Annotated in this window: 24 protein-coding genes and 1 tRNA gene; 9 read left to right on the forward strand and 16 right to left on the reverse strand. The window is 60.0% G+C overall.

Features of this window, described 5'->3' with window-relative positions; translation table 11 throughout:
* Positions 1-87: 87 nt before the first annotated feature.
* From JAO29_RS12015 to JAO29_RS12025, 3 genes are all read right to left on the reverse strand, one after another.
* On the reverse strand, positions 88-1,380 hold the full coding sequence (locus JAO29_RS12015; RefSeq protein ID WP_334268464.1) for an Nramp family divalent metal transporter: 1,293 nt from the start codon (positions 1,378-1,380) through the stop codon (positions 88-90).
* Between the two features lie 114 nt (positions 1,381-1,494).
* Entirely contained in the window at positions 1,495-1,809 is a 315-nt protein-coding gene (locus JAO29_RS12020) for a DUF3861 domain-containing protein (protein ID WP_334268465.1), read from the reverse strand.
* Positions 1,806-2,360: a PadR family transcriptional regulator gene (locus tag JAO29_RS12025; protein ID WP_334268466.1), complete on the reverse strand. Its 555-nt coding sequence runs from the start codon at positions 2,358-2,360 to the stop codon at positions 1,806-1,808. The genes JAO29_RS12020 and JAO29_RS12025 overlap by 4 nt, the downstream gene beginning before the upstream one ends.
* Before the next feature lie 152 nt (positions 2,361-2,512).
* Here JAO29_RS12025 and JAO29_RS12030 point away from each other — a divergent pair, with 152 nt between their 5' ends.
* Genes JAO29_RS12030 through rseP form a run of 3 tightly spaced genes read left to right on the forward strand, consistent with a single transcriptional unit; the run spans position 2,513 to position 5,987 of the window.
* On the forward strand, positions 2,513-3,376 hold the full coding sequence (locus tag JAO29_RS12030; RefSeq protein WP_334268467.1) for a phosphatidate cytidylyltransferase: 864 nt from the start codon (positions 2,513-2,515) through the stop codon (positions 3,374-3,376).
* A 36-nt stretch (positions 3,377-3,412) separates the two neighbouring features.
* The gene (locus JAO29_RS12035; RefSeq protein WP_334268468.1) at positions 3,413-4,603 is read left to right on the forward strand and encodes a 1-deoxy-D-xylulose-5-phosphate reductoisomerase; all 1,191 of its coding nucleotides are present in this window, start codon (positions 3,413-3,415) and stop codon (positions 4,601-4,603) included.
* Between the two features lie 37 nt (positions 4,604-4,640).
* Complete coding sequence (rseP, locus tag JAO29_RS12040) at positions 4,641-5,987, forward strand: RIP metalloprotease RseP (protein WP_334268469.1); 1,347 nt, start codon at positions 4,641-4,643, stop codon at positions 5,985-5,987.
* 159 nt (positions 5,988-6,146) lie between these two features.
* Here rseP and JAO29_RS12045 read toward each other — a convergent pair whose 3' ends face one another.
* The 3 genes from JAO29_RS12045 to JAO29_RS12055 all read right to left on the reverse strand — a co-directional run bounded on the left by JAO29_RS12045 (position 6,147) and on the right by JAO29_RS12055 (position 8,367).
* On the reverse strand, positions 6,147-6,980 hold the full coding sequence (locus JAO29_RS12045; RefSeq protein ID WP_334268470.1) for a hypothetical protein: 834 nt from the start codon (positions 6,978-6,980) through the stop codon (positions 6,147-6,149).
* Between the two features lie 183 nt (positions 6,981-7,163).
* Complete coding sequence (locus tag JAO29_RS12050; RefSeq protein WP_334268471.1) at positions 7,164-7,322, reverse strand: hypothetical protein; 159 nt, start codon at positions 7,320-7,322, stop codon at positions 7,164-7,166.
* A gap of 55 nt (positions 7,323-7,377) precedes the next feature.
* Complete coding sequence (locus tag JAO29_RS12055) at positions 7,378-8,367, reverse strand: DHH family phosphoesterase (protein WP_334268472.1); 990 nt, start codon at positions 8,365-8,367, stop codon at positions 7,378-7,380.
* 238 nt (positions 8,368-8,605) lie between these two features.
* Between JAO29_RS12055 and JAO29_RS12060 the strand changes: the two genes are divergently transcribed.
* Positions 8,606-9,643: a CPBP family intramembrane glutamic endopeptidase gene (locus JAO29_RS12060; RefSeq protein WP_334268473.1), complete on the forward strand. Its 1,038-nt coding sequence runs from the start codon at positions 8,606-8,608 to the stop codon at positions 9,641-9,643.
* Here the strand turns inward: JAO29_RS12060 and JAO29_RS12065 are convergent.
* Positions 9,633-11,240 (reverse strand): Na+/H+ antiporter, encoded by a 1,608-nt coding sequence (locus JAO29_RS12065; protein ID WP_334268474.1) that lies wholly within the window; start codon positions 11,238-11,240, stop codon positions 9,633-9,635. The two genes, JAO29_RS12060 and JAO29_RS12065, sit on opposite strands and share 11 nt — an antisense overlap.
* A 145-nt stretch (positions 11,241-11,385) precedes the next feature.
* Between JAO29_RS12065 and JAO29_RS12070 the strand changes: the two genes are divergently transcribed.
* The 3 genes from JAO29_RS12070 (at position 11,386) to JAO29_RS12080 (ending at position 17,214) form a co-directional block, all read left to right on the forward strand.
* Entirely contained in the window at positions 11,386-14,076 is a 2,691-nt protein-coding gene (locus JAO29_RS12070) for a penicillin acylase family protein (protein ID WP_334268475.1), read from the forward strand.
* A 503-nt stretch (positions 14,077-14,579) separates the two neighbouring features.
* Entirely contained in the window at positions 14,580-16,235 is a 1,656-nt protein-coding gene (locus tag JAO29_RS12075) for a 6-pyruvoyl-tetrahydropterin synthase-related protein (RefSeq protein ID WP_334268476.1), read from the forward strand.
* A gap of 40 nt (positions 16,236-16,275) precedes the next feature.
* Entirely contained in the window at positions 16,276-17,214 is a 939-nt protein-coding gene (locus JAO29_RS12080) for a polyprenyl synthetase family protein (protein WP_334268477.1), read from the forward strand.
* A 46-nt stretch (positions 17,215-17,260) separates the two neighbouring features.
* Here JAO29_RS12080 and JAO29_RS12085 read toward each other — a convergent pair whose 3' ends face one another.
* Positions 17,261-18,259, reverse strand: a complete 999-nt coding sequence (locus JAO29_RS12085) for a carboxypeptidase-like regulatory domain-containing protein (RefSeq protein WP_334268478.1) — start codon at positions 18,257-18,259, stop codon at positions 17,261-17,263.
* 129 nt (positions 18,260-18,388) lie between these two features.
* Complete coding sequence (locus JAO29_RS12090; RefSeq protein WP_334268479.1) at positions 18,389-18,661, reverse strand: hypothetical protein; 273 nt, start codon at positions 18,659-18,661, stop codon at positions 18,389-18,391.
* A gap of 51 nt (positions 18,662-18,712) precedes the next feature.
* On the opposite strand from JAO29_RS12090, the gene JAO29_RS12095 reads away from it, so the two are divergent.
* Positions 18,713-19,084: a metal-sulfur cluster assembly factor gene (locus JAO29_RS12095; protein ID WP_334268480.1), complete on the forward strand. Its 372-nt coding sequence runs from the start codon at positions 18,713-18,715 to the stop codon at positions 19,082-19,084.
* A gap of 6 nt (positions 19,085-19,090) precedes the next feature.
* The gene (locus tag JAO29_RS12100; protein WP_334268481.1) at positions 19,091-19,876 is read left to right on the forward strand and encodes a class I SAM-dependent methyltransferase; all 786 of its coding nucleotides are present in this window, start codon (positions 19,091-19,093) and stop codon (positions 19,874-19,876) included.
* Between the two features lie 90 nt (positions 19,877-19,966).
* Here the strand turns inward: JAO29_RS12100 and rplK are convergent, their stop codons facing one another.
* The 7 genes from rplK to tuf all read right to left on the reverse strand — a co-directional run bounded on the left by rplK (position 19,967) and on the right by tuf (position 23,794).
* Entirely contained in the window at positions 19,967-20,404 is a 438-nt protein-coding gene (gene rplK / locus JAO29_RS12105) for a 50S ribosomal protein L11 (protein ID WP_334268482.1), read from the reverse strand.
* 107 nt (positions 20,405-20,511) lie between these two features.
* Complete coding sequence (nusG, locus tag JAO29_RS12110) at positions 20,512-21,177, reverse strand: transcription termination/antitermination protein NusG (protein WP_334268483.1); 666 nt, start codon at positions 21,175-21,177, stop codon at positions 20,512-20,514.
* A 41-nt stretch (positions 21,178-21,218) separates the two neighbouring features.
* Positions 21,219-21,476, reverse strand: a complete 258-nt coding sequence (gene secE / locus JAO29_RS12115) for a preprotein translocase subunit SecE (RefSeq protein ID WP_334268484.1) — start codon at positions 21,474-21,476, stop codon at positions 21,219-21,221.
* Positions 21,477-21,543: 67 nt separating this feature from the next.
* Positions 21,544-21,619 (reverse strand) — tRNA-Trp (locus tag JAO29_RS12120).
* A gap of 61 nt (positions 21,620-21,680) precedes the next feature.
* The gene (gene rpmG, locus JAO29_RS12125; protein WP_158786509.1) at positions 21,681-21,830 is read right to left on the reverse strand and encodes a 50S ribosomal protein L33; all 150 of its coding nucleotides are present in this window, start codon (positions 21,828-21,830) and stop codon (positions 21,681-21,683) included.
* Positions 21,831-22,036: 206 nt separating this feature from the next.
* A complete protein-coding gene (locus JAO29_RS12130; RefSeq protein WP_334268485.1) occupies positions 22,037-22,486 on the reverse strand; it encodes a hypothetical protein in 450 nt (149 codons plus the stop codon).
* 120 nt (positions 22,487-22,606) lie between these two features.
* Entirely contained in the window at positions 22,607-23,794 is a 1,188-nt protein-coding gene (tuf, locus tag JAO29_RS12135; RefSeq protein WP_334268486.1) for an elongation factor Tu, read from the reverse strand.
* Between the last annotated feature and the right edge of the window lie 25 nt (positions 23,795-23,819).

Raw genomic sequence — 23,819 nt, forward strand, 5'->3', positions numbered from 1 at the left:
CACTGCTCTCCGGCAACTGCTTCAGCTGCTGAACAAACGGGAGTTGTCCAGGCGCTGAAGCTGGGATGTGCGCCAGCTTTCCGGTGGCTACCTCAGATAGCTCCCGAGAAGTGCCAGTGAAGCCGCTGATGTCGTCAGCGTAGTCCCCCACCCCAGAACATTCACTAGCAGAGTGTTCGTCTTATCCCCCATGACACGGCGGCTATTGGTCAGCAGCATGATCAGCAACATCAGCGGAGGCGTCGAAAACCCCTGCACGATTCCCGCGATCACCAGGGCCTTCATCGGATTAATCCCCAGAAAATTCATGGCCGCCGCCACAAGCATCACGCCCAAGATCGTTCCGTAAAACGTCTTTCCTTCGCTCAATTTAAGATTGAGTCCATCTCTCCGACCCAGGCTCTGACACACGTCATAGGCCGCACCCGTCGTCATCACGGGAATCGCAAGAAATCCCACCCCTACAATCCCCAGCGTAAACATCAGGCCGGCCGCGTGACCGGCTACAGGAGCCAGCGCCTGCGCTGCCTCCGCCGCTGTCTCGATCTCATGCTTACCTGACGCATGCAACGTCGCCGCCGTCGCAATGATGATGGAGTACATCACCAGCGCCGAGAAGAACATCCCCAGCGCGACATCCACCGCCGTTCTCCTGAGATGACGCTTGGTTGTTCCTCGCCGGTCCCGCAACTTCACCTGACCTGTAGCGATCTTCTCTTCCACCTCTTCGTTCGATTGCCAGGTAAACAAGTAGGCCGAAAGCGCTGTCCCGATCATCGCTACCAGAATCGCCAGCGATTCCCTGTTCAGCCGTATCGTCGGCCGGAAGATTGCCCTCACAATCTCATGAACGTCAGGATGCGCAAGAAACATGGAGGCGACATATGCCAACAGCGTAAGAGACAGCGCTCGGAAGACATTGGAGATCAGCCGGTACGATCCCCAGAGCTGCAGCGCAAGCGAGACCGCCGCCACGCCTGCCACCAAGAGTTTTGAAGAGACGGGGATAAGAAGATGGAGTGCCGCCGCAATTCCGCCGATATCCGCTCCCGCCTCAATCGTATTTCCAACGATGACGCAGGCCATAATCCCGTAGAGCAGCCAGCGGGGATAATGGCTCCGGATCACCGCGAACAGGCCCTGGCCCGTAACCTGTCCCAGCTTCGAGGAGAGATAGACCACCGCCACCATCATGGGTGGAAGGAAGGGCACGGTCCAAAGAAACGCGTAGCCGAACCCCGCTCCTGCCTGGGAGTAAGTCCCTACCGCAGAGCAGTCGTCGTCCGCTGCTCCGGTGATGATCCCCAGCCCGAACGAGCGCAGCAGGTTCCCACCTCTGCTATTCCTGCGCTCTCCCGCATCTACCGCTGTCTCGGGCACTGCAATAGGACGCTGCGATGGCGCCCAACGGTGGGCTGAGTCTCTCCTCAAAAACTGGAGGCTTACCTTGCTCACCAGACACAAACGACTTACCGAGACCTGAAGCAGGAAGGGTTAGACGGTCGCTATGCTTTTGTCCTTCTCCGGCAACTGCTTCAATTGCTGAATGAACTCGCTCAGCGCCGGGCGGATCTGCGCAAACAGCGGATCGTTGCGACGCGTCAGCGTCACCTCGCTGAAGAGCTTCAGCCCCACGCCGAGCGATGCAGCCGTTCCAGCGTCCATCGGGAACTTCGCCTGCACTCGCTCCACAATCGCCAGAATGTCATCGTGGTTCGCCGTGTAAAAGCTGAGGCTCTGGCCGTGAACTGCCTCGCCCTTCGCGTCCGACAGCTTCTCCACCGTTACGCGATAGCGATAGGAGTTCATCCGATCCTCTCAATCTGCTTGGCTGCAGCGTCGATGATGTCGGTAACCGCGTGGACCTGTTCCGTCGTCAGCGAACCCATCTTCATCCGCAGCGCCATCCGCAGATTCTCAAGGGCACGCTCGATCTGCTGGGGCCGCTGTCGGGCCGACTGCTGGCGCACGTTTTCAATCCGGGCGAACAGGGCATCGACGATCTCCTTGTTCTCGGCCAAAGCCTTGGAGCCCTCGTCCGTAATGCTGTATTGCTTGCGCGATCCCTCTGAAGCTCCAGTGATGTGTCCCATCTCCTCCAGCATGGTCAGCATCGGATACACCACTCCCGGGCTGGGAGCATACGTTCCCCCGAGCCGCTCTTCGATCGACTTGATGATCTCGTAACCATGACTCGGCTTCTCCGAGATCAGTTGCAGGATCACGTAGCGCAGATCGCCGGATCCGAACATCCGTCCCCCAAACGGCCCTCCGAAGCCTCTCCCACCTCGACCGCCATGCCTGCCTCGGCCAAAGTCGCCATAGTTTGCGCAGAATCGCTCCTGCAGTTGTTCTTTCATCCTGTGGAAGTCCCGGCCCCCACAGAACCCTTGTGCGTGTTCGTATTGATATTGATCTCTCATGTATCGAAATGTATCAAGATATATCTTGATACGTCAAGATGCTTAATTACTGTTACTTCACAACCGTGGATATACTTGTCTGAATCTCCATGAAGCGCATCCTCACCGCCATCGTCCTCATCCTTCTCGTCTTCGGCCTCATCTTCTTCGGACAGCTCTGGATGATCACCTTGGCGGCGGCCGTCGTCGCCGAGCTGGCAGTCTACGAGTTCCTCAAACTCGCCGCTGTCGGAGCCAAGGCGCACAACGCACAGCTTGGTATTCCCGTCTGGTGGATGGGCTTAGGTGCCGCGCTGGCCTTCGTCGTCACGCTGCCTAACTTTCCGGTGGAGGCACAGCTTCCCGTGCTCTCCGCGCTGACCCTTATCCTCTTTACCTGGAATGGCTTCCGGGCCCCGCTGGTTCAAGTCCTTCCCGACACTGCCCAGGGAATCTTCGGACTCATCTGGATCGCCTACCCGCTCACGCTGGTTCCCATGCTCTGGAAGCAGGAAGACGGCCCCGCGCTGTTGGTCTTCCTGATGATCTGTGTCTGGTCAGGAGACATCGCCGCGCTCTACATCGGCCGCGCCTTCGGCAAGCACAAGCTCGCACCCAGAATCAGTCCCGGAAAGACATGGGAGGGCTCCATTGCCTCCATCGTCGGCAGCCTTATAGCCGCCTCTCTTCTGCTCGGGGCCAGCGACGCCCTGACCGCGCGCGGTAACCTCATCCTGCACATCACGGAGCCGATCTGGCAGACGCTTGTCCTCGCGGCCATCCTCAATGTGGCGGCACAGGTCGGCGACCTCCTCGAATCTGCCATCAAGCGCGGTGCGGGTGTAAAAGACTCCGGAACCATGCTTCCCGGTCACGGCGGCATCCTCGACCGCATCGATGCCCTTCTGGTCGCCGCTCCGGTATTATGGTTCGCCCTGCTCCTCAAGGACTACTTCGGCCTGGGCAGATTCTAAAGTCCTCCAGGTCGCGTATCTGAGAAAATAGATCTCGTGAAAAAGCTCGCAATCCTCGGCTCGACCGGCTCCATCGGAACCTCTACCCTCTCCATCTGCGAGTCCTTCCCCGACCGCTACCAGCCCATCGCGCTCGCAGCGGGTCAGAATATTGACGTTGCCTTCGCCCAGTGCCAGCGTTGGCGGCCGCAGGTCATCTCCGTCGCGACCGAGCAGCTGGCGGCAACCCTGCAGCAGCGCCTCTCGACCGCCGGAATCACCGGCATCGAAGTCATCCACGGCATCGCCGGGACCGTCAGCATCGCCACCCTTCCCGAGGTTGACTTCGTCGTCTCCGCGATCGTGGGTGTCGCCGGTCTCGAAGCCACCTATGCCGCAGTGAAGGCAGGCAAGACCATCGGCCTCGCCAACAAGGAATGCCTCGTCGCCGCCGGAGAACTCATCATGGCAGCGGCGAAGGAGCACAACGTCGCCCTGCTCCCCATCGACTCCGAACACAACGCGGTGCACCAGTGCATGCGCGGCGGAACCCCGGCCGAGGTTCGCCAGATCTGGCTGACCGCCTCCGGAGGTCCCTTCCGCAACACCCCGCTTGCCGGCTTTGAGCACATTACTCCGGCTCAGGCTCTCAAGCACCCTACCTGGGTCATGGGACAACGCATCACCATCGACTCGGCCACCATGATGAACAAGGGTTTCGAGGTCATCGAAGCCTGCCGTCTCTTCTCCCTGCCCGCGGCACAGGTGCGGGTCTCCATTCATCCGCAATCGACCGTTCACTCCATGGTCGAGTACATCGATGGCAGCATCCTTGCCCAGATCTCGGTAACGGACATGCGCCTTCCCATCCTCTACGCGCTTGCCTATCCCGAACGGGTCGACGCCACCCCCGCTGCCGGCTTGCAATTTGACCTTGCGGCGTTGAGCCAGTTGGACTTCTCGGCTCCCGACCTCGACCGTTTTCCCTGTCTTCGACTCGCCTACGAGGCCGCCGAAACCGGCGGCGAGGCTTGCATCGCTCTCAACGCCGCCGACGAGATTGCGGTCGCCGCCTTCCTCGAAGGTCGCATTCCCTTCCTGGGCATTCCACGTACAATAGAACAGGTGTTGCAGCAAACCTCAGGCCGTCGCCCTTCGTCTATTCAGGACGTGCTCGACGCTGATCTTCGGGCGCGAGCGTGTGCCCGTGATGTAATCGCTCACCAGTTTTCAGGCGTAGTCCGATAAGCCGTATCGATTCTCCGAGCGAGGTCCCTTCTCTCCCATGTCTACAATCATTCAACTAGGTATCGTGCTCGGCATCATGGTGCTCGTCCACGAGTTCGGCCACTTTGCCGTCGCCAAGCTCTGCGGCATCCGCGTCGAGACCTTTTCCATCGGCTTTGGCAAACGGCTCATCGGCTTCCGCCGCGGCGAAACCGACTATCGCCTTTCTCTGCTCCCACTTGGCGGCTACGTCAAGATGTCCGGCGACAATCCGGGCGAGGCCCCCACTGACCCGGGTGACTTCAACGCTCATCCCCGCTGGCAGCGCATGCTGGTCGCCCTAGCCGGCCCCTTCGCCAACTTTATCCTGGCCTTCGGCCTCATGACCGGCGTCTCCATGCTGCACAACGAGGTGCAGGAGTACGTCACCGCCCCGGCCCGCACCGACTACATTCCCGCCAATACCGCCGCCTCCCGTACCGGGATCCACTCCGGCGATCTGATCGTCCACTACGACACCGTCGAGAACCCCACCTGGGATCAGGTCGCAATCCGTTCGCTCCTCAATCTCAACCAGACCATCCCCTTCTCGTATCTCCACGACGGTCAGAGGGTCGATACGAAGCTCTTCGTGGAATCCAAGGGCGGTCCCGACAACTTCTCGCTCGACGTTCTCGGTCTCATCCCCAAGATGCAGAACGTTCCGGTCAAGGTCGATGCGCTTGAGCCCAACATGCCGGCGGCTCGCGCAGGCCTCAAACCCGGAGACCAGATCGCCTCAATCGACGGCCTCCAGCTTCACTCTGTTCCCGCCCTCCTGGCATACCTGCAGGATCAGGCCGGGAAGCCCGCCTCTCTGATCGTCCTGCGCGACGGTCAGTCGGTGCCCATCCAGATCACGCCACAGTTTGCCGAGGTCGGCGACGGAACCAAGGACTACCGTCTCGGCTTCCGTCCGGTTCAGCCTCCGGTTAAGGTTGAGCGGCTTCCCTTTGGCAAAGCCCTTGCCGCGTCGTGGGACTACAACAAGAAAGGCTCGATGCTGATCGTCGAGGTCCTCAAGCGGATGTTCACCCGGCAGGTCTCCGTACGCTCGCTCTCCGGTCCCATCGGAATCGGCCAGCAGATCCACCAGGCCGCGTCCATGCCCGGCTGGATGCCGATCATCGGCCTGATGGCGTACATCTCGCTCAATTTGGGAATCTTCAACCTGCTGCCGATCCCCATTCTGGACGGCGGCATGCTCCTCTTCCTTGTCGTTGAATCGATCATGCGCCGCGACCTCAACCAGCAGCTCAAGGAGCGCGTCTACCAGGTCGCCTTCGTCTGCATCCTGGTCTTCGCCGCCATGGTCATCTTCAACGACATCAGCAAGCTCGACCTCTTCTCCAAGGTCAAGCCGTAGCCTAAACAATCCTCATTCTGAGGCAGAGCCGAAGAACCCCAGTATTTTGCTCCGGCTGCTGAAATTCAGGCGCCGCACTCACTGGCGAAGGAGAGAGGGCTATGTTGTGGCGCTAACTCGTTAACCTTGGGGTCTAGGCGTGATGAGCTTCCGCTGATTTCAACTTTGAGGAACTGCCGAGAGTGCCTTTGTCGCTGCGGCGCGCACACTCGGCGTCCTTCCGGTATCCGCCGCAATTCGGGAAAGAGACTGCTGATTATCTAAAACGACATCCTTCCCCATCGATTGGAGAGTTTCTATTGCAAGGGAGCTCGTCTGTTCGTCGGGATCATCCGCATAACGGGCAACTTCCTTTCCGATCGCGCGGTTGTGGGACCTTGCAACATGGGCGATAGCGTTCAGTAAGGTACTGCGACTAGCTGAGGTTTGATCCGTGCGTCTCATGAATTGCACAACAGCATTTGTACTATTGGCATCGTTCGGAGCAGCTTTTATAAGCAGCGTAGCTACGCCCGCGCCAATGGTTGAGACGGCGTCCTCTCTGGCGAGATAGTTTTGGAGAACTGGCACGAGTGGCGAGTTGGCGTCCAATCGCAAATTATCGATCGCCAACCCGGTAATTCTTCTGATTGGAATATCCGGGTCAGTAAGAAGTGCGGTGAATGTCGCGGTTTGTGCTGAGAGTAATGCCTGACCGTCAGGACGAGTTGTTATTTTCCATAAGGCCAACGCTGCTATACCACGGACGGAGGCATGGGGATCGCTGGTTGCGTTGAGAATCACCGGCAGGTCTCCTGCAACGGTTTCTCTACTAGCTTGCGCGAATCGGTCGAGTACGGGATCAGCTTCGTCGGTGTTCGTTATTCCGGCAGCGGCCTTTGCTCTTAGGTCGCGGAAAAGATTCTCAATTTCGTTTGTCTGAGCAGGCATTTGAGTGACTGCGACCGTCAACATCATGAATAGCGTGAAGATGAGTCGCATCTTGAATCTCATTTGACCACCGGGCCTATGGTTTAGGATTCAGTTTGTACTTTAATGGATCGGCCGGATGCCCCATTCATGCGGATCCATCGCATGAGTGGGCCATTCGCGCGGAAGCGCGAACCGCAGTCCATAGGCGCAGCGGTTTTCTCATGCAGGAACACAACCGCTCAAGCAATTCGGAGATGAACTGGCCTAATCATCATCATGTCCACTGACACGGCCACGGTTGTGAGGCAGAGCGGTCGGGCGCTCATCCAGCCCGGATCTCCCCCATCTGGTCTTGCTCATCGTCACCCCGGCGATCACGATCAGCAAAACAACGACAACTCCACCCCACAGGACAGGATTCATCTCAGACCTCCAGGCGTTCTGAGCATCGTCGTCCGACTCCGGTTGCTTCTCCCGCTCAGCCGGCCGTCTCTCGCGCCCGCAGTTCGGCAACAATCTCCTGTGCCGCCTTGCGTGCATCCTCCTCCCGGTCCGGAGGAAAGCTGATGGCCCCCACCCTGGCGTGCCCGCCGCCGCCATAGCGCTCGCAGATTGTGGCCAGGTTCGCCAGCTTCTCCGCAGGCAGCGGTGTCCAGGGATTCGTTCCCACAGCCACCTTCGTCCGGAAGGACGACTTACTCAGGCCGACATTGTACGTCCCATCCGGAAATAAATAATACGGAATAAATTTGTTGTATCCCTCGGTCGGATGATCAGTGATATCGAACGTGATTACGCCTCGCTCCATCGAGGCGCGCTCGCGAATCAGCTCGAGCGATGCCCTGTGCTTTTCCATCAGTGGTCCCAGCAGCTCCTGCACAAACGGCTGGTCTAGCACCTCCTGCAGGGGCATCTCCGTCAGTAACGGAATCAGCTTCTCGCCTAACGAAGCATCCTGTGTGCTCTCGATCACCATCGTCAGCTTCATCGCCGGAGCCGCCATGTCGACCGCCGCTGTCGCGTTATCGTACTTGGCCCCGTCGACGATATCGGCCCAGTAGATCAGCTCCTGCAACGGCTCTACATTGAAGCCGAACTTCGTCGCACCGATATGTGCAATCAGGCTCGTGCACGAGATGTAGTTGGGGTCGTAGAACTTCCGCATCGTCTCTGAGCCGTCCGCCTGCCCCCGCTGAAAATCCGCGTGGTCCTCCGGCGTCAGAAATGCACTCAGGTGATGGTCGAACCACCACGTCACCTTCTTCGAAGAAGAGTATTTGAAGTCGACGATCGCATTGTCGCCGTCGATAAACTCGCCCTCGTCAAACAGCGCACCGGCCCGGTGCACCAGGCCGTGATACGCGAACTCCGTACCCGTCTTTATGCACTCCCGGTAAAACCGCGTAAACACCGACGCCGAGCATGCGCCATCGAAACACTTATCGTGATAAAAGACCTTGCAATCCAAACGAAATCCCTCATGAGACGAACGCAATCATGGCCGCGTCCGAAGCCTCTAGCATATCCGATCCCCTCGACGAGTCCTCAAGTCCCGCAGGCATCGTCATCGGCAACTGGTCGAGTGCGGAAGCTATCTTCGCACCAGATCTTCTCCCCGAGATCAAAGCCCCGCACCTCTGGAGATACGCTCCCCTCGATGCACGGCTTCCTGTATTCTCTCCTGAAAACCAGGAGAAGAGGCCCGTTTGTCCGAGATCATCCCCATCGACCAGGAGCAGCATCCGCTCTCGCGCATCTTCTTCGGCCCCTTTGGTCTGCGCGCCGGGTGGAGCCTTCTGATTGCCCTCATCCTCTTCCTCGCGCTCATGTGGGGATTCTCCTCAGCGCTTCGCATCACGCATCTCGTTCCCGCCCACACGGTAGAGCACACCCCGGGACCGCTGTCCGTCTTCCTCTCCGAGGCCACCGCCTTCCTCGCCATCGCAATCGTCACCGTGATCATGTCCCGGGTAGAACACCGTCCGCTCGCCGTCTACGGTCTTGGAGGCAGCCGCAAAGCCTCGCGTATGCTCTACGGCGTCGTCACCGGCCTGATTGCGATCTCGCTCCTCGTCTTCATCCTCCTCAATTCCGGCCTGCTCATCATCGACCAGCGGCTCCTCTTCGGCTCCGAGGTCGCCCGCTACCTTCTGCTCTGGATACCTGGCTTTCTGGCCATCGGACTCTTTGAGGAGTATCTCTTCCGCGGCTATCTCCAATACACCCTCGCCCGCGGCCTCTCCGGAGTCGCACCGCTTCTTCCCGGTGACCCCGATCCCCGCACCGTCGGCTTCTGGATCGCCGCAGTCGTCGTCTCCTTCGGCTTCGGTGCCGTTCACGGATCCAATCCCGGGGAAAGCCCCGCAGGCCTCATCTGCGCCGGCGCAGCCTCGCTCGTCTTCTGCTTCAGCCTCTGGCGAACGGGATCGCTCTGGTGGGCCATCGGTCTGCACGCCGCCTGGGACTATGGCCAGTCCGTACTCTTCGGTGTCTCCGACTCAGGGGCGCTCTTCGATCACCGCCTGCTCCAGACCCATCCCGTCGGCGCTCCCCTGCTGAGCGGCGGAGCCACAGGCCCTGAGGGCAGCATCTTCTGCCTCATTCCGCTCCTTCTCCTCGTCGCCGTCATCCACCTCTCGCAGCGACGGCCCGAAGAGAGCTACGCCCTCCAGATGCCTGCACTCTCGCATCAGCTAGAAACCACCGCGGAGACCTTGCCACCTGCCTCGACCCCTACTTCTTGAGCTCGAACCTTGTCTCTTCCAGATCCAGTTCGCGCTCCAGCCTTCGCAGCACGTCATCGCTGATCCGTCCCTCATCTCGCAGCCCGATGATCGTCGTCCGCTCCACCTGCACCGCTGCTTGTGCCGCGCGACTTAGCGCGTGATACACCTCTGCTTTCGATGCCTCACGATCCTCTTCGTCGCTCACCTCGGCCAGTCTGTGCTCGTAGCGATCGATCAGGTCCTCGTACGCATGCTCAAGACCGTCCGCCGCCTGACGCTTCCCGTCTTCCAGATAAGCGATTGCGTTCCTGATCGCCTGTTCGCGAGCATAGCGCTCCTCCGGCTCAATTCCATGTTCTCCCGCCAGCCCCAATGCCCGGATCACCGAAGGCAGCGTCAGTCCCTGCAGCACCAGCGTTACCAGGATCACCGAGTAAGTCAGAAAGACGATCAGGTTCCGCTGTCTGAACTCCACTCCGTTGATGAACTCCGGAATCGAGAGACCGGCAGCCAGCGCAATAACGCCCCGCATGCCCGTCCATCCGATGACGAAGCTCTCCCGCTGCGTAATGTCCTCTTCTTGCGGATACCGCCACTTCCGCATTGCGTTCGAGAATCTGATCGCAGGCGTCACCCATACCAGTCGCAGCACAATCAGCATCCCGCTGAAGATCGCGCCATACTCTACCAGCGTCAGCCGGGTAAACCCGCCCTGGATTCCTGCCAGCACATACGGAATCTGCAGCCCGATCAGCAGAAAAACGATTCCGTTCAGCACAAACGTCATCGCCTGCCAGGCGCCCATCACCTGGATCCGCACCGCGGGTGAGAACAGCCGCGCACTCTGCCGGCTCAGGTACAGTCCTGCCGCCACTACTGCGAGCACGCCCGAAGCCTTCGCCTCCTCGCCCGCCAGGTAGGCGGTATAAGGAATGATCAGGCTCAACACCAGCTCGATCGGTCCGTTATCGATGAAGCGCTCGAACTTCGAGACGATAAAGCCGATCAGCAACCCGATCCCCAGCCCTCCGAGGATCAGGTAGATCAGCCGGAATATTCCCTCTTCCACCGACGGAAGATTCCCCTGCTCCAGCAGGCGCAATCCCACCTCCAGCGCCAGCAGGCCCGTCGCATCGTTCAAGAGACTCTCGCCCTCGAGGATGTCCACGATACGGCGCGGCAGTCCCAGCGTCTTCGCCACCGACGTCGCTGCAATCGCGTCCGTAGTCGATAGCACCGCACCCAACAGGAATCCCGCCTTCCAGTCGAGCGCTGTAATGAAGTGGTCTGAAAATTCGGCAACTCCCCACACCGTGAACCCGACCAGCCCTATTGCCAGAAAGGAGATGATCAGCAGGTTCTTCCGAAAGTCCCTCCACGAGACCGTCCACGCCGCGGAATACAACAGCGGCGGCAGAAAGATCACGAATACGAGATTCGGATCCAGCGGGATCTTCGGCATGTGAGGCACAAAGCTCAGAACCAGCCCCGCAAGCACCAGCACGATCGGATACGGCACCTTCAGCCGATGCGCCATCACCGCAAAGCCCGCCACCATAAGCAGCAGCAGCAGCCCGACTCTCTCTACTGCATGCAGACTGACGACTGACTCCAAAGTGGCTCTCCCCTTTTATCTGTATGTGCTGTCTCGACCTCAGTAAAACAAACTTGCCCCCCTCGTGTCGCGCTCTCTTCCGCAGCAGTGCACAGCAAAGCCTTCCGTTCCACCATCGCCCTGCATTTAGACTTTCCATAACACGATGAGTCTTCCTCAGCCCCAAGATGAGCCGATCCTGATCAAGCGTCGACGACGCGACGATTCTGCCCAGCCGCACAGCCTCTCACGGTACTTCACCATCGGCCTCTCCATCCTGCTCATCCTCGGACTCACGGCCTTCTTCGCCGCCCGCAGTTACGTTCACTACATCCTCACATCCTCGCTCCCGCAGATCGAAGGGGCTCTCGCCGTTCCCGGCCTCTCCGCTCCGGTCGCCGTTCAGCGCGACGCTCACGGAGTTCCCCACATCCGTGCCGCCTCCATGGACGATCTGGTCTTCGCTCAGGGCTTCGTCACCGCGCAGGACCGTCTCTTCCAGATGGATCTCCTCCGCCGCCACGCAGCCGGCAATCTCGCCGAGATCCTGGGGCCGTCTCTCCTGCAGCACGACCGCATCCAGCGATTCCTGCAGCTTCGCGCCACCGCCGACCGCGCCGTCTCCGCCCTCCCCAAAGAGCAGCTTCACTTTCTCGAGGCCTACGCCCGTGGCGTCAACGCCTCCATCGCCATCCAGCAGAACCACCTTCCCCTCGAGTTTCGTGTCCTGCGCTACAGTCCGGCCCCCTGGACCCCTCGCGACTCCATCCTCATCGGACTGGTCATGTATCAGGACCTCACCAACCGTTTCGCCACCAGTCTCAGCCGCGAGGCCATCACCGCGCGCCTCCCGCCGCAGCTCGTCGACGATCTCTATCCTGTAGGCTCCTGGCGCGACCACCCGCCCGAACAGCCCGTCGTCGATCTCACCGCTCCTCAGGAGCTCCCCGACATCCCGCTGGACGAGTCCCAAACCAAGCTCCGCCGCCCCCAGTTGCCCGGCGCGTCCCCCGCCGATATCCTCGCGCTGTCCCAGGCTCTGCGCACTCCGGCCTGCGACGGGTGCGTTGCAGGCTCCAACGATTGGGCTGTCTCCGGGACCCGCACCGCCACTGGAAAGCCGCTGCTGTCCAACGATATGCACCTCTCGCTCTCGGTGCCGGGAACCTGGTATCAGACCGACCTCGCCGCTCCCGCTGCCTCCGGCAGCTTCCACGTCGCGGGAGCATCCCTGCCCGGCTTCCCCTTCGTCATCGTCGGCCATAACGACCACATCGCCTGGGGCTTTACCAACCTCGGCGCCGACGTTCAGGATGTCTTCATCGAGCATCTCCGCGGCTCCGGCTCCTCAGCCGAGTTCGAATCAGCCGACGGCGCCTGGCACTCCATCCTGCACCAGACAGAGATCATCCACGTTCGCGGCAAACCTGACGTCGAGCTCGATGTCACCTCAACCCTCCACAGCGGTGAACCCACCCCCATCATCTCTCCCCTCCTCCCCTCCGAGAAGCGATCCCTAGCGCTGCGCTGGACCATCTACGATCCATCGACTCTCTCCGCTCCCTTCTTCCACATCGCCTCGGCCACTGACTGGCCCAGCTTCCTCGCCGCCTTCGCCGACTTCGGCGGCCCCTCTCAGAACGTCGTCTACGCTGACGATCAGGGGCACATCGGCTACCACGCCGTAGGCGCAATCCCCATCCGCGGAAACCCTCTCGCGCATTCATCTCTAACGACGCCACCCCCGGCACCCTCTCCACAGCCTGTCCCATCCACCCCGGATTCGGGGGCTGCCGCGACTGCTGCTCCGTCGACCCCGCCATCCAGTCCGCTCAGCCCTGTACCCGTCGATGCGGTCACCGGGCACTATGACTGGCTCGGCTACGTTCCCTTCGTGCAACTGCCGCAGTCCTTCGATCCTCCAAACGGCGTCCTCGCCACCGCGAACGCCCGTATCTCGCCCGACTCCTATCCCTACACCCTCACCCTCAACTGGGCCGCGCCTTACCGCAACGAGCGTATTTGGAAGGTCCTCCTCAGCCGCGAACACCTCACTGCGGCCGACATGCTCACCCTCCAGACCGACGTCTACTCCGATCTCGATCACAACATCGCCCAGCGGCTCGCCTACTCCATCGACCACTCCACGACCAAAGACAAGCGCCTCCACCAGGCCGCCGACCTGCTGCGAAACTGGAACGGGCAGGTCGATGCCAGCTCCCCCGCGCCTCCCATCGTCAACGCCGCCCGCGAGGCCTTGTGGCGGCTTCTGCTCGAGCCCCGTCTCGGCTCGCAGCTCCAGACTGACGTGCAGGGCGACTCCCTTCCCCTCTGGAAGCTCTACACCTGGGGCGAGAAGAGCTACGCCGCCGAGCAGATCATCATGCACACACCCGATCGCTGGCTGCCACCCGGCTACACCAACTGGAATGAGCTTCTCACCGCGGCCGTCGACCGCGGCCTCGCCGACGCCCATGCTCCCAGCGATCTCTCCCGCTGGCAGCACGGGCAGGCCTACCCCATCGACCTCGAGCACCCGGTCTTCTCCCGCTCTGCCTTCCTGCGCGCGCTCATTCACCTTCCCATCGGCACCGGCGTCAAACCGCTCAGCGGAGACACCAGCACCATCAAGCAGGTAGGCCGAACCTTCGGCCCCTCCGAGCGCTTCACCGCCGACCTCTCCGACATCGACCGATCCACCTTCAATCTCGTCCTAGGAGAGTCCGGCAATCTGGCCAGCCCCTGGTTCATGGATCAGTGGCCCGCCTGGTACAACGGGACCACCTTCCCGATGCCCTTCACCACACCCGCCGTCAACGCGGCCACCCGCCACACCCTGACGCTTCAGCCCCAGTAGACCGGGACTCTTACTCCCCGCGATCGGGCCACCCATCCCACAGCCTGCGGGGCCGTGGGCGTCTCTACACTCGAAATGCCCGAAGCAAAACTTCCCATGAAACGCCAAGTAAGAAACTGAAAAACGGGCTATGGATGAGCGCCAGGCGGGTAAGAAAGCGCAGAGCGGGAAGAAATGGCCAAACCAAAAAGTGTCATCTCGACCGGAGCGGCGAAGCCGCGTAGTGGAGAGATCTGCGTCTCCACCCCATTTCCCCATCACGAGAACCAACCTACCGCCACAGCTTCCCGCAAAGACCCAGACGATTTAGCGCCAAGCAGACAAGAAGCACCAAACCAAAAGTGTCATCTCGACCGAAGCGCCAAAGCCGCGTAGTGGAGAGACCTGCTTCTCCACCCCATCCTCCACCAAGAGAACCACTCCAACAGCCCCCGTGCAAAGACACACGCCAGCCAAGCCGCCAAACCTCCCAACCGACCACCCCTTCGCGATACCCTGAATCCATGCCTCGAGACCGCCGGCCCCTGATCCTCATTCCCGTGGCCGCGCTCATCGCTATCGCACCCCTCATCCTCCACGGCTGCTCCTGCGGGCACGACTTTGACTTCCACATCATCAACTGGTTCGAAGCCGCCCGCCAGCTCGCCCACGGAACCTTCCCCCGCTGGGCCGACACCCCCGCCTGGAACGCCGGCGAACCCCGCTTCGTCTTCTACCCTCCCCTCTCCTGGCTCCTGGGAGCCGCCCTGGGCCTACTCATGCCGTGGACATGGACTCCCATGGCCTTCACCTGGCTCGCCCTCACCCTCGCCGGACTCTCCCTCCACCACGCAGTACGCAGCTACGTCTCCCCCAATGCCTCTCTCATCGCGGCTGCCGTCTATCTGGCCAACCCCTACATCCTCTACACCGCCTACGAACGCACCGCCTACGCCGAGCTGCTCGCCGCCATCTGGCTTCCGCTCGCTCTGCACGCCGCTCTCGAGAAGCGAGTCAGCATCCCGGCCCTCGCCGTTCCTATCGCCCTGCTCTGGCTCAGCAACGCCCCCGCCGCCGTGATGGGCTGCTATGGAATCGCATTCATCGTCCTGATCCGCATCGTCCTTCCCGGGGAGGCCTCACCCCTTCGGCTGGCCCTGAACTCCGCCATCGCAACCCTGCTCGGCCTCGGGCTCAGCGGGTTCTACCTTCTGCCTGCGGCGTGGGAGCGAAGATTGGTCCAGATCAACCTCGCCATCCTTCCCGGCCTCCGTCCCTGGGACAACTTCCTCTTCCAGCACACCGCCGATCCCGAGCATGACGCCGTTCTCCGCATCGCCTCCATCGTCGCCGTGACGCTGTTCGCTCTTAACGCGCTGGTTCTTCTCTGTCTCTTTCTCGCGCGCTCGAAAGCCACGGAACCGACCTCCTCCACCGACCTCAGGCTCACCGGACGCCTTCGTACCATCCTCCTGCTCCTGCCGGTCGTCATCTTCGCGATGCTCACCCCGATCTCCGCTCCGCTCTGGCGTCACCTTCCCGAGTTGCAGTTCCTCCAGTTCCCCTGGCGCCTCCTGGCCGTGCTCGGCGTCACCTTCGGATTCAGCCTCGCCCTGACGCTCTCCCGCGTCCGCCTCCCCGGCACTCTGGTCGCCCTCGTTGCCGCCACTGTTCTCAGCCTGACCGGGTATCACGCCTTCCACCAGTACTGCTATCCCGAGGACACCGTCGCCGAGCGCCTCGCCATCTTCCAATCCCCAAACCCCGGTACCGACCCCACCGACGAGTACACCCCCCGCACCGCCGACAACGACTTCCTTAACCAGCAAAACGCCGGATACTGGTTAGCAGAAAATCCCTCGCTTCCCGCTCCCGCCTCCCCTCATCCCGAACCCGCCCCGCGAGACCTAAATCTCGCTCCGGCGACTCCAACCAATCTGATCCTCAACCTTCGCAACTATCCCGCATGGGAGATCACCCGCAACGGAAGCCTCATCACCACCCGCCTGCCCCGCCGGGACGGCCTCATCACCATCCCCCTGCCTGCAGGACCATCGCACATCGAGGTCACCTACTCCACTCTCCCCGACCAGAAGCTCGGCTATCTCCTCTCCGCACTCTCAGGAATAACGCTGGCTGGCCTGATTCTGAAGAAACGTCGGCAGCATCGCCGCGTCTAAACAGGAACGACCCTTCACCCTGATTTATCATCACCATCAGATGAACCCCTCCGTAAATGATCTGCTTCGCTCTGGTGTCGAGCTTACTGACGCCGCTCTCGAGCGCCTTCTGCCCTCTCCCGATACCCTGCCCCACTCCATCCATCGCGCCATGCGCCACTCCATCTTTGCCGGAGGGAAGCGTCTTCGCCCCATCCTCGCAATGGAGGTCGCACGCATGACCTCAGGAGCCGGAGAGATTCCCTCGGGCGCAGCCGATCTCGGCGCAGCCATCGAGATGATCCACACCTACTCCCTCATCCACGACGACCTGCCCGCGCTCGACAACGACGACCTTCGCCGCGGAAAGCCCACCTGCCATGTCGTCTTCGGCGAAGCCATCGCGATCCTTGCCGGCGATGCTCTCCAGACCCTCGCCTTCCAGACCATCGCCGCCCTTCCCGTACCTCCGGCAACGACCGTCCCCATCCTCCGTGAGGTCTCCCTCGCCATCGGCACCGGCGTCGGTCCCAACAGCCCTCTTCCTCCCGGTATGATCGGCGGCCAGGTCGTTGATATCGAATCGGAGGGCAAAGCTCCCACGGCGGAGCTGGTCGAATCCATCCATCGCGCCAAGACCGGAGCCCTGATCACCACCAGCATCGTCTCCGGCGGCCTCTACGGCCTCGCTCAATCCGAACATGACCACCACGCCGACACCATCGGCCGCCTGCGCGTCTTCGGCGAGAAGGCCGGTCTCGCCTTCCAGATCGTCGACGATGTTCTGGACATGACTCAAAGCTCCGAGGAGCTGGGTAAAACCGCCGGTAAGGACACAGCCAGCATCAAGGCCACCTGGCCCGCCGTCTTCGGTATCGAACGGTCGCTCGAAGACGCCGAGGAACTGATTGCCGATGCGTTCGCCGCCCTCGAACCCTTTGGCAAGGATGCGGAGACCTTAAAGGCGCTGGCGAGCTATCTCGTGGAGCGCAAGCACTGAGGTTTCGGCTCGCGCATCCGGAGAGGCATCGCTCCGGATGGCTCAGCTAATCCTGAGTCTTGGAATGGTGGGTAAACCGGGGCAGAATAAACTCTTGGGCCAGCGCATTGGCGATTCGTCCGCCGGTCGTGACCGCCACACTGGTGAGAGTCTGGCTCGCTCCACGGTCCGCAGGCGGATAGTAGATATTCGATAGCGAAGCCGAAGCCAGATCACCCCCAATGCTGGAGTAGTTGAACCCGTATTTGCCGTTATCCCCCTTGCACCAAAAGGGAGCCGAGATCGCATGACTAAAACGGGACTTCTTCGTTCCAGTCCCCTGATAGAAATAACGCGGATCCTGGTGCAGCAGCGAGGGAAGAATCGCGCCGCCGATCATGATGTCGGTGACGCCACTGGCATACACAGCTCCGAAGCGCTGGCCATAGCCCTTCGCTCCCTGGACAAAAGCGGTATTATCCGACGCCTGGTACACGCCGGCAAGAAACGCAGCTCCGCCGATTGTGACTGCATCCGTTGCTGTCCGGGTCGCAAGCTGGAACTTCAGCTTGGTCGTAAGCGGCACGGTTCTGGGATCGTAGGCGACGTAGAAGTTTGGAATGACGCCTAAGACGCGTTGCTTCTCTGCAGCCTTTACCTGCTCCGCAGCAAGCTGCTCTATGGAGACCGCACTTACCGTAGTCTCGACCACGGCAATTGTCAGCTTGATCTGCGCCAGGTCGAAGTCCTCTCCCGGTTTCAGGGTAACTGCAGGTGAGGTCCAGTCCGCAAAGTTCTTCGCCGTCACTCTAACTCGATAAGGGACAGCGGAATGAACATCCTTGAGTACAAAGAATCCATCATCGTTTGTGGAGACGGCAGCTCGGCCGGATGCGTCCGGTCCATCAAGCGTAACGGTCGCGCCCGGCACGATATCGCCGTTCGTATCGGTTACGGTGCCGATAATACTTCCGGCCTGAGGCTCCGGCGCGGAGACTTGCTCGCATAGCGCAGGAATCGATGAAAGAAGAAGAAGAGAGATGCAAAAAAATCGAAAGATGCGCATAGTTAAACTGTCTTTAGACAAGACGATGCGACATCCTCGAACGATTCAGGATTTTACCGGTTTGGTAGAAAAGAAGGCAATTTTTAAGTTTTGGGCCGAAGTCCCTGCCACCCTGCGACCGAAAGGATGTCAGGCAACGGTATCTCCGTCCAGTTGCCGCGCTCCACGGTACTCCTCGTCGGTCACGTGCCTGCCCCAGACCACGTTCTTGCCGGACTCGTCCGACTCCTGCATTGCCAGGTGCACCATCGTGTGAGTGGCATCCGCTCCGTGCCAGTGATTCTTGTTCGCCTCGATCACGACGACATCCCCCGAACGGATCTGCTGCGCCGGCTGCCCCCCAGCTGGACCCAGCCGATGCCCGAGGTGACATGCAGCACCTGCAGAATCTCCATGCCGCAACTTTAGCACCCGTTCGCTGCAGCACAGGCAACAGCTATCATCAGAGCAGGAATGCTGACCGAATCTGACATCCTCTCCGCACTCGGCGACTGCTACGATCCCGCACTGCCCTGCAACATCGTTGACCTCGGCCTTGTTCGGTCGGTGCAGGTCGCTCCCGACCCACAAGCCCCTGGCGCAGGCATTGCGGGTGTGCCCCAGAAGCACCGTATTCGCGTGGAATTCTCGCTGACCAATCCAACCGATGACTCCGAGGCACAGCTCGGCGCGCAGATCCGCAATCGTCTGGCAGGATTGGAAGAGGCTGGAGACGTCACTGTAGCCTTCGTCCCGGAGCCGGTCTGGAACCCCCAGCAGATTACTCCCGCAGGCCGCCGTATTCTAGGTCTGGACGGCAACCGCAATCTCGTTCAGATCCGCTAGGAGCTTATGTCTTCGAAGTCCACCCGGTCCAAGGTGCAGCCCATCCGTCCCCGCGATCTCCTGAAACCCACCTCGATTCCCATTCATCCCTTCGACCAGACGTATGGAACCGATACCAGCGGTCTCGTTCCGGCGAAAGATCTCGTCACCGGACATCCCAACGACGAGCATGTCACCGCGTACTATGCCGTCGCGCCCTCAATCCTTCGTTCCCTAGTCGAAAAGTGGAGAGAGACCGCACCTTCACATCACATCACCGACTACACTTTTCTCGATTTCGGTGCTGGCAAGGGCAGGGCCGTTCTCCTCGCCAGTCAATTTCCCTTTCGGCAGGTCATCGGCGTGGAGCTGAATCCTGCCATGGCGGCGATCGCCGAAGCCAATGCAGCCATCTGGCTTCAGGCTCACTCTTCTGACCCAACCTCCGGCGCAATCACGCCCATTCAGATCATCGAGGACGATGCCCTCAACGTGCCCTTGCCCGCGATGCCTGCGATCATCTTCCTCTTCCACCCATTCGAAGATCCGGTGCTCAAAGCGCTGCTCCGCCGCATCGAGTCGGCGTTCCTTGGCCGCGCCGGCGATCTCGACATTCTCTACGTGAACGCGGAGCATGGAGCAGTCCTCAACCAGCATCCGGCTTTTCAGCTTCTGTGGCAGGGACAGGTTCTCATGAGCCCGGACGATCACGCTGCGGATCTCGAGGCCATCGCCCAGCAGACGGAATACGGCTCAACCGGAGACGAGCTCTGCGCCATCTACCGCTTCGTCGGCCGCGGCAACAAAACCTGATCTTTGACGGAAGGCGCGCTAAAAGGAAAAAGACACCTGGTTCTATCCAGGTGTCTTCTCCGAAACTCGTTGATGCTCTATCGAGCGCTCTTAGGCGAGAACTTCAATGCCCATCGAACGAGCGGTGCCACGAATGGTCTTGGCGGCAGCCTCGACCGAAGCGGCATTCATGTCCGGCATCTTCTGCTTGGCGATCTCGAGAATTTGCTTCTCGGTGACCTTGCCCTTCTTCTCCTTGTTCGGAGTTCCGGAGCCCTTCTCGATGCCCGCAGCCTTCAGCAGAAGCACGGGAGCCGGAGGCGTCTTGGTGACGAAGCTGAAGGTGCGATCTGCATAGACAGAGATCACGACGGGAACCGTAAGGCCAGTCAGAGCCGGGTCCTTGCTGGTGCGCTCGTTGAACTGCTTGCAGAACTCCATGATGTTGACCTGCGCCTGACCAAGCGCGGGACCGACCGGGGGAGCAGGAGTAGCCTTGCCCGCCATAATCTGAAGTTTGACGTATCCGGTAATCTTCTTCGGTGCCATTCGGGTAAATCCTCTTACGATTCCAGCGGCAGCCTCGCGGCCGACTCGCTTAATTTAATATTTCCAACTCACTTCCAGATCGCCAGACTTCCGGCGACCCCAAATCTTTACTCGACCACTTTGTCGACCTTCGAAAACTCGATCTCAACCGGGGTAGAACGGCCGAAGATGCTGACCATAACCTTGAGGGTCTGCTTGTCTTCGTTGATCTCATCGACTGCGCCGGTGAAGTTGGCGAATGGGCCTTCGTTGATGCGGACCTGCTCGCCCCTGTCGAACTTAATCTTGAGGCTTGGCTTCTCCTTCGAGACATCCGAACGGAAGATGATGGAGCTGACTTCCTGCTCGGAGAGGGCGACCGGATTGTCTCCGGTACCAAGGAATCCTGTGACCCGGGGTGTGTTCTTGATCACATGCCAGAGATCGTTGTCGAGATCCATCTCGATCAGAACGTAACCAGGAAGAAAGACGCGCTCGATGGTGTACTTCTTACCGTTGCGAAGCTCCGTCACCGGTTCGGTCGGAATCATGATGCGTCCGATTTTGTTCTGCAGACCGAAGGCACTGATGCGGCTCTCAAGCGATTCACGGACCTTCCGCTCGAAGCCCGAGTAAGCGTGGATGATGTACCACTTGAAGTTCTCGTTAACCGGAGGCGCCAGTTGATCAGTCGGCTGCTCGGAGGACGAATCCTCGCCTGCAATTTGCGTGTCGGGGTTCTGCTCTTCCGGATTCTGCTGCTCTTCCGCCATGGTTATGCCTTTTTCACGCATCGTGGTTCTGTCTCTGCCTCTCCGCCGCTAAGCGGAAACCCTTATTTTGAAGCTACGCCGAGGACTGCTTCGACCGCGCGCCCGATGATGTTGTCTACCAGCCAGAAGTAAGCCGCGAAGATGAAGACAGTAACAATGACCACGCCCGTTGTCGACTGCACTTCTGCACGCGCCGGCCAGACTACCTTGCGCATCTCGCTTCGTACGTCTCTTAAAAAGCTGCTTACGCGATCCGGCAGCGACTTCATCTGCTGCATGCCGGTGTTGGTCTGTTCAGCTACCGCTACTGTCTTGGCCATAACGCCGCCTCAAATCTTCTGTAACTTCTGACTTCTTTTTCCCAGCCTGCCCGAAGATCCGGGAAGGTGGCGGGGGAGCTCGGATTCGAACCGAGAAGTTCGGTTTTGGAGACCGACAGTTTAACCGTTGAGCTTACTCCCCCGGTTTGCGCCTGGAGTGTCCATTTTCTGGACGCTCCAAACGACGAAGACGGTTAAGAGCTGTTATTTCGTCTCTTTGTGTGCCGTGTGCTTGCGGCAGGTATTGCAGAACTTCGAGAACTCAAGCCGGCCCGTGGTCGTCTTCTTGTTCTTGGTGGTGGAATAGTTCCGGTTCTTGCAATCGGGGCACTGGAGGGTGATGATCTCGCGCATGGTTGTCTTCTCCTTCAAACGTGGCCAGTCACTTCGACTGGCAAGCAACTTGCCGGAATTGCTCCCGACACGCCGCGACGCAGGGGATGATGGTCCCTGCAACCAACTCCTGAGTTTTAGTACGAAAGAAGAGCGGTCAGGCCACGCTCATCCTTATTTATTATCCACCAAAACCAGGATTTCGGAAAGCCGATTCAGTTCAAAAATCATCTGGCACAGCGACCGATTTGAATATCCTCCACGTCCATTGTCACATCATAAAAATCCAGTGGGGCGACGCCATGATGGAGCTGTCCCACCAAGGTTACGGAACAGGTGGATGGCGTATGTAAGAGAAGTTGGCAATCAGGACGTTCAAAGCACCAGAGACGAATCCTGGGAACATTCTTTTCGATCTGCGCGTCAGGATCGTCGTCGGGCACGCCAGCGTTCGGAGATACTTCGATCGATTGATCCAAAGCTATGTAGACAAAGGAAACTTTAGGGTCGGTTTTCGGAGTTTCTCCAAATCCAGGAGGTCCGTACTGCCAACTGGCATGAAGATGACCTGTCAGCGTTGTTTTCGGTGTTCCGTAGTGCAACATCGCCGGTGCAGACCTGGCGCTCAACCCAGCGAGCATTGCAACTAATGCCAGCGCTAATTTTTGGGATTCCATATTCGTGCTTGAACTGTATCTACCACAAAACAGCGGCGAGCCGGAGCTCGCCGCTTTCCTGATTCAATTTCGCATCCAGCAGAACATGCGCGAAGCGCGTCTCCTGCCGTCCGCAAAGGACTACTTGATGATCTCGGAGATGGTACCGGCGCCTACGGTTCGTCCGCCCTCGCGGATCGCGAAGCGCAGGCCCTTCTCCATGGCCACCGGGGTGTGCAGCGTGATCTCCAGCTGGATGTTGTCGCCCGGCATCACCATCTCGGTGCCCTCAGGAAGCTTTGCCGATCCCGTCACGTCCGTCGTGCGGAAGTAGAACTGAGGACGGTAGCCGTTGAAGAACGGGGTGTGACGTCCGCCTTCTTCCTTGCTCAACACGTAAACCTCGCCCTTGAACACCGTGTGCGGTGTGATCGATCCCGGCTTGGCCAGAACCATCCCGCGCTCCACGTCTTCCTTCGCCGTGCCGCGCAGAAGAAGGCCGGCGTTGTCGCCTGCAAGACCCTCGTCCAGCTGCTTCTTGAACATCTCAACGCCCGTGACCGTCGTCGCCTGCGTGTCGCGGAAGCCGACGATCTGTGCTGCATCGCCAACCTTGATCTTGCCGCGCTCGATACGGCCCGTCACCACGGTGCCACGGCCGGAGATCGAGAAGATGTCTTCGATCGGCATCAGGAACGGAAGGTCGACCATGCGGTCAGGCTGCGGTACGTTCTTGTCCACCGCCTCCATCAGCTCGTCGATCTTGTCCTCCCACTGCTTCTCGCCGTTCAGAGCTCCCAGTGCAGAGCCACGAACCACAGGAACGTCGTCGCCCGGGAAGTCGTACTTCGACAGAAGCTCGCGAACTTCCATCTCCACCAGGTCAACCAGCTCCTCGTCTTCTACCGCATCGCACTTGTTCAGGAACACCACGATGTACGGCACGCCAACCTGGCGAGCCAGCAGCACGTGCTCCTTGGTCTGCGGCATCGGACCGTCGGTCGCTGCCACCACCAGGATCGCGCCGTCCATCTGCGCCGCTCCCGTGATCATGTTCTTGATGTAGTCGGCGTGGCCAGGGCAGTCCACATGAGCATAGTGACGGTTCGCCGTCTCGTACTCCACGTGCGACGTCGCAATCGTGATACCGCGCTCGCGCTCCTCAGGAGCGTTGTCAATCGTGTCAAACGATCGAAACGAGTTCTTCGGGTTGTGCTTCGACAGCACCTTCGTGATCGCCGCCGTCAACGTCGTCTTGCCGTGATCAATGTGACCAATCGTCCCTATGTTCACATGCGGCTTCGACCGGTCAAATTTTTCCTTCGCCATTACTCTCTCCGTCTGGTAGTTGGCC

The organism is Edaphobacter sp. HDX4, assembly GCF_036877565.1.
Taxonomy (GTDB): Bacteria; Acidobacteriota; Terriglobia; order Terriglobales; family Acidobacteriaceae; genus Edaphobacter.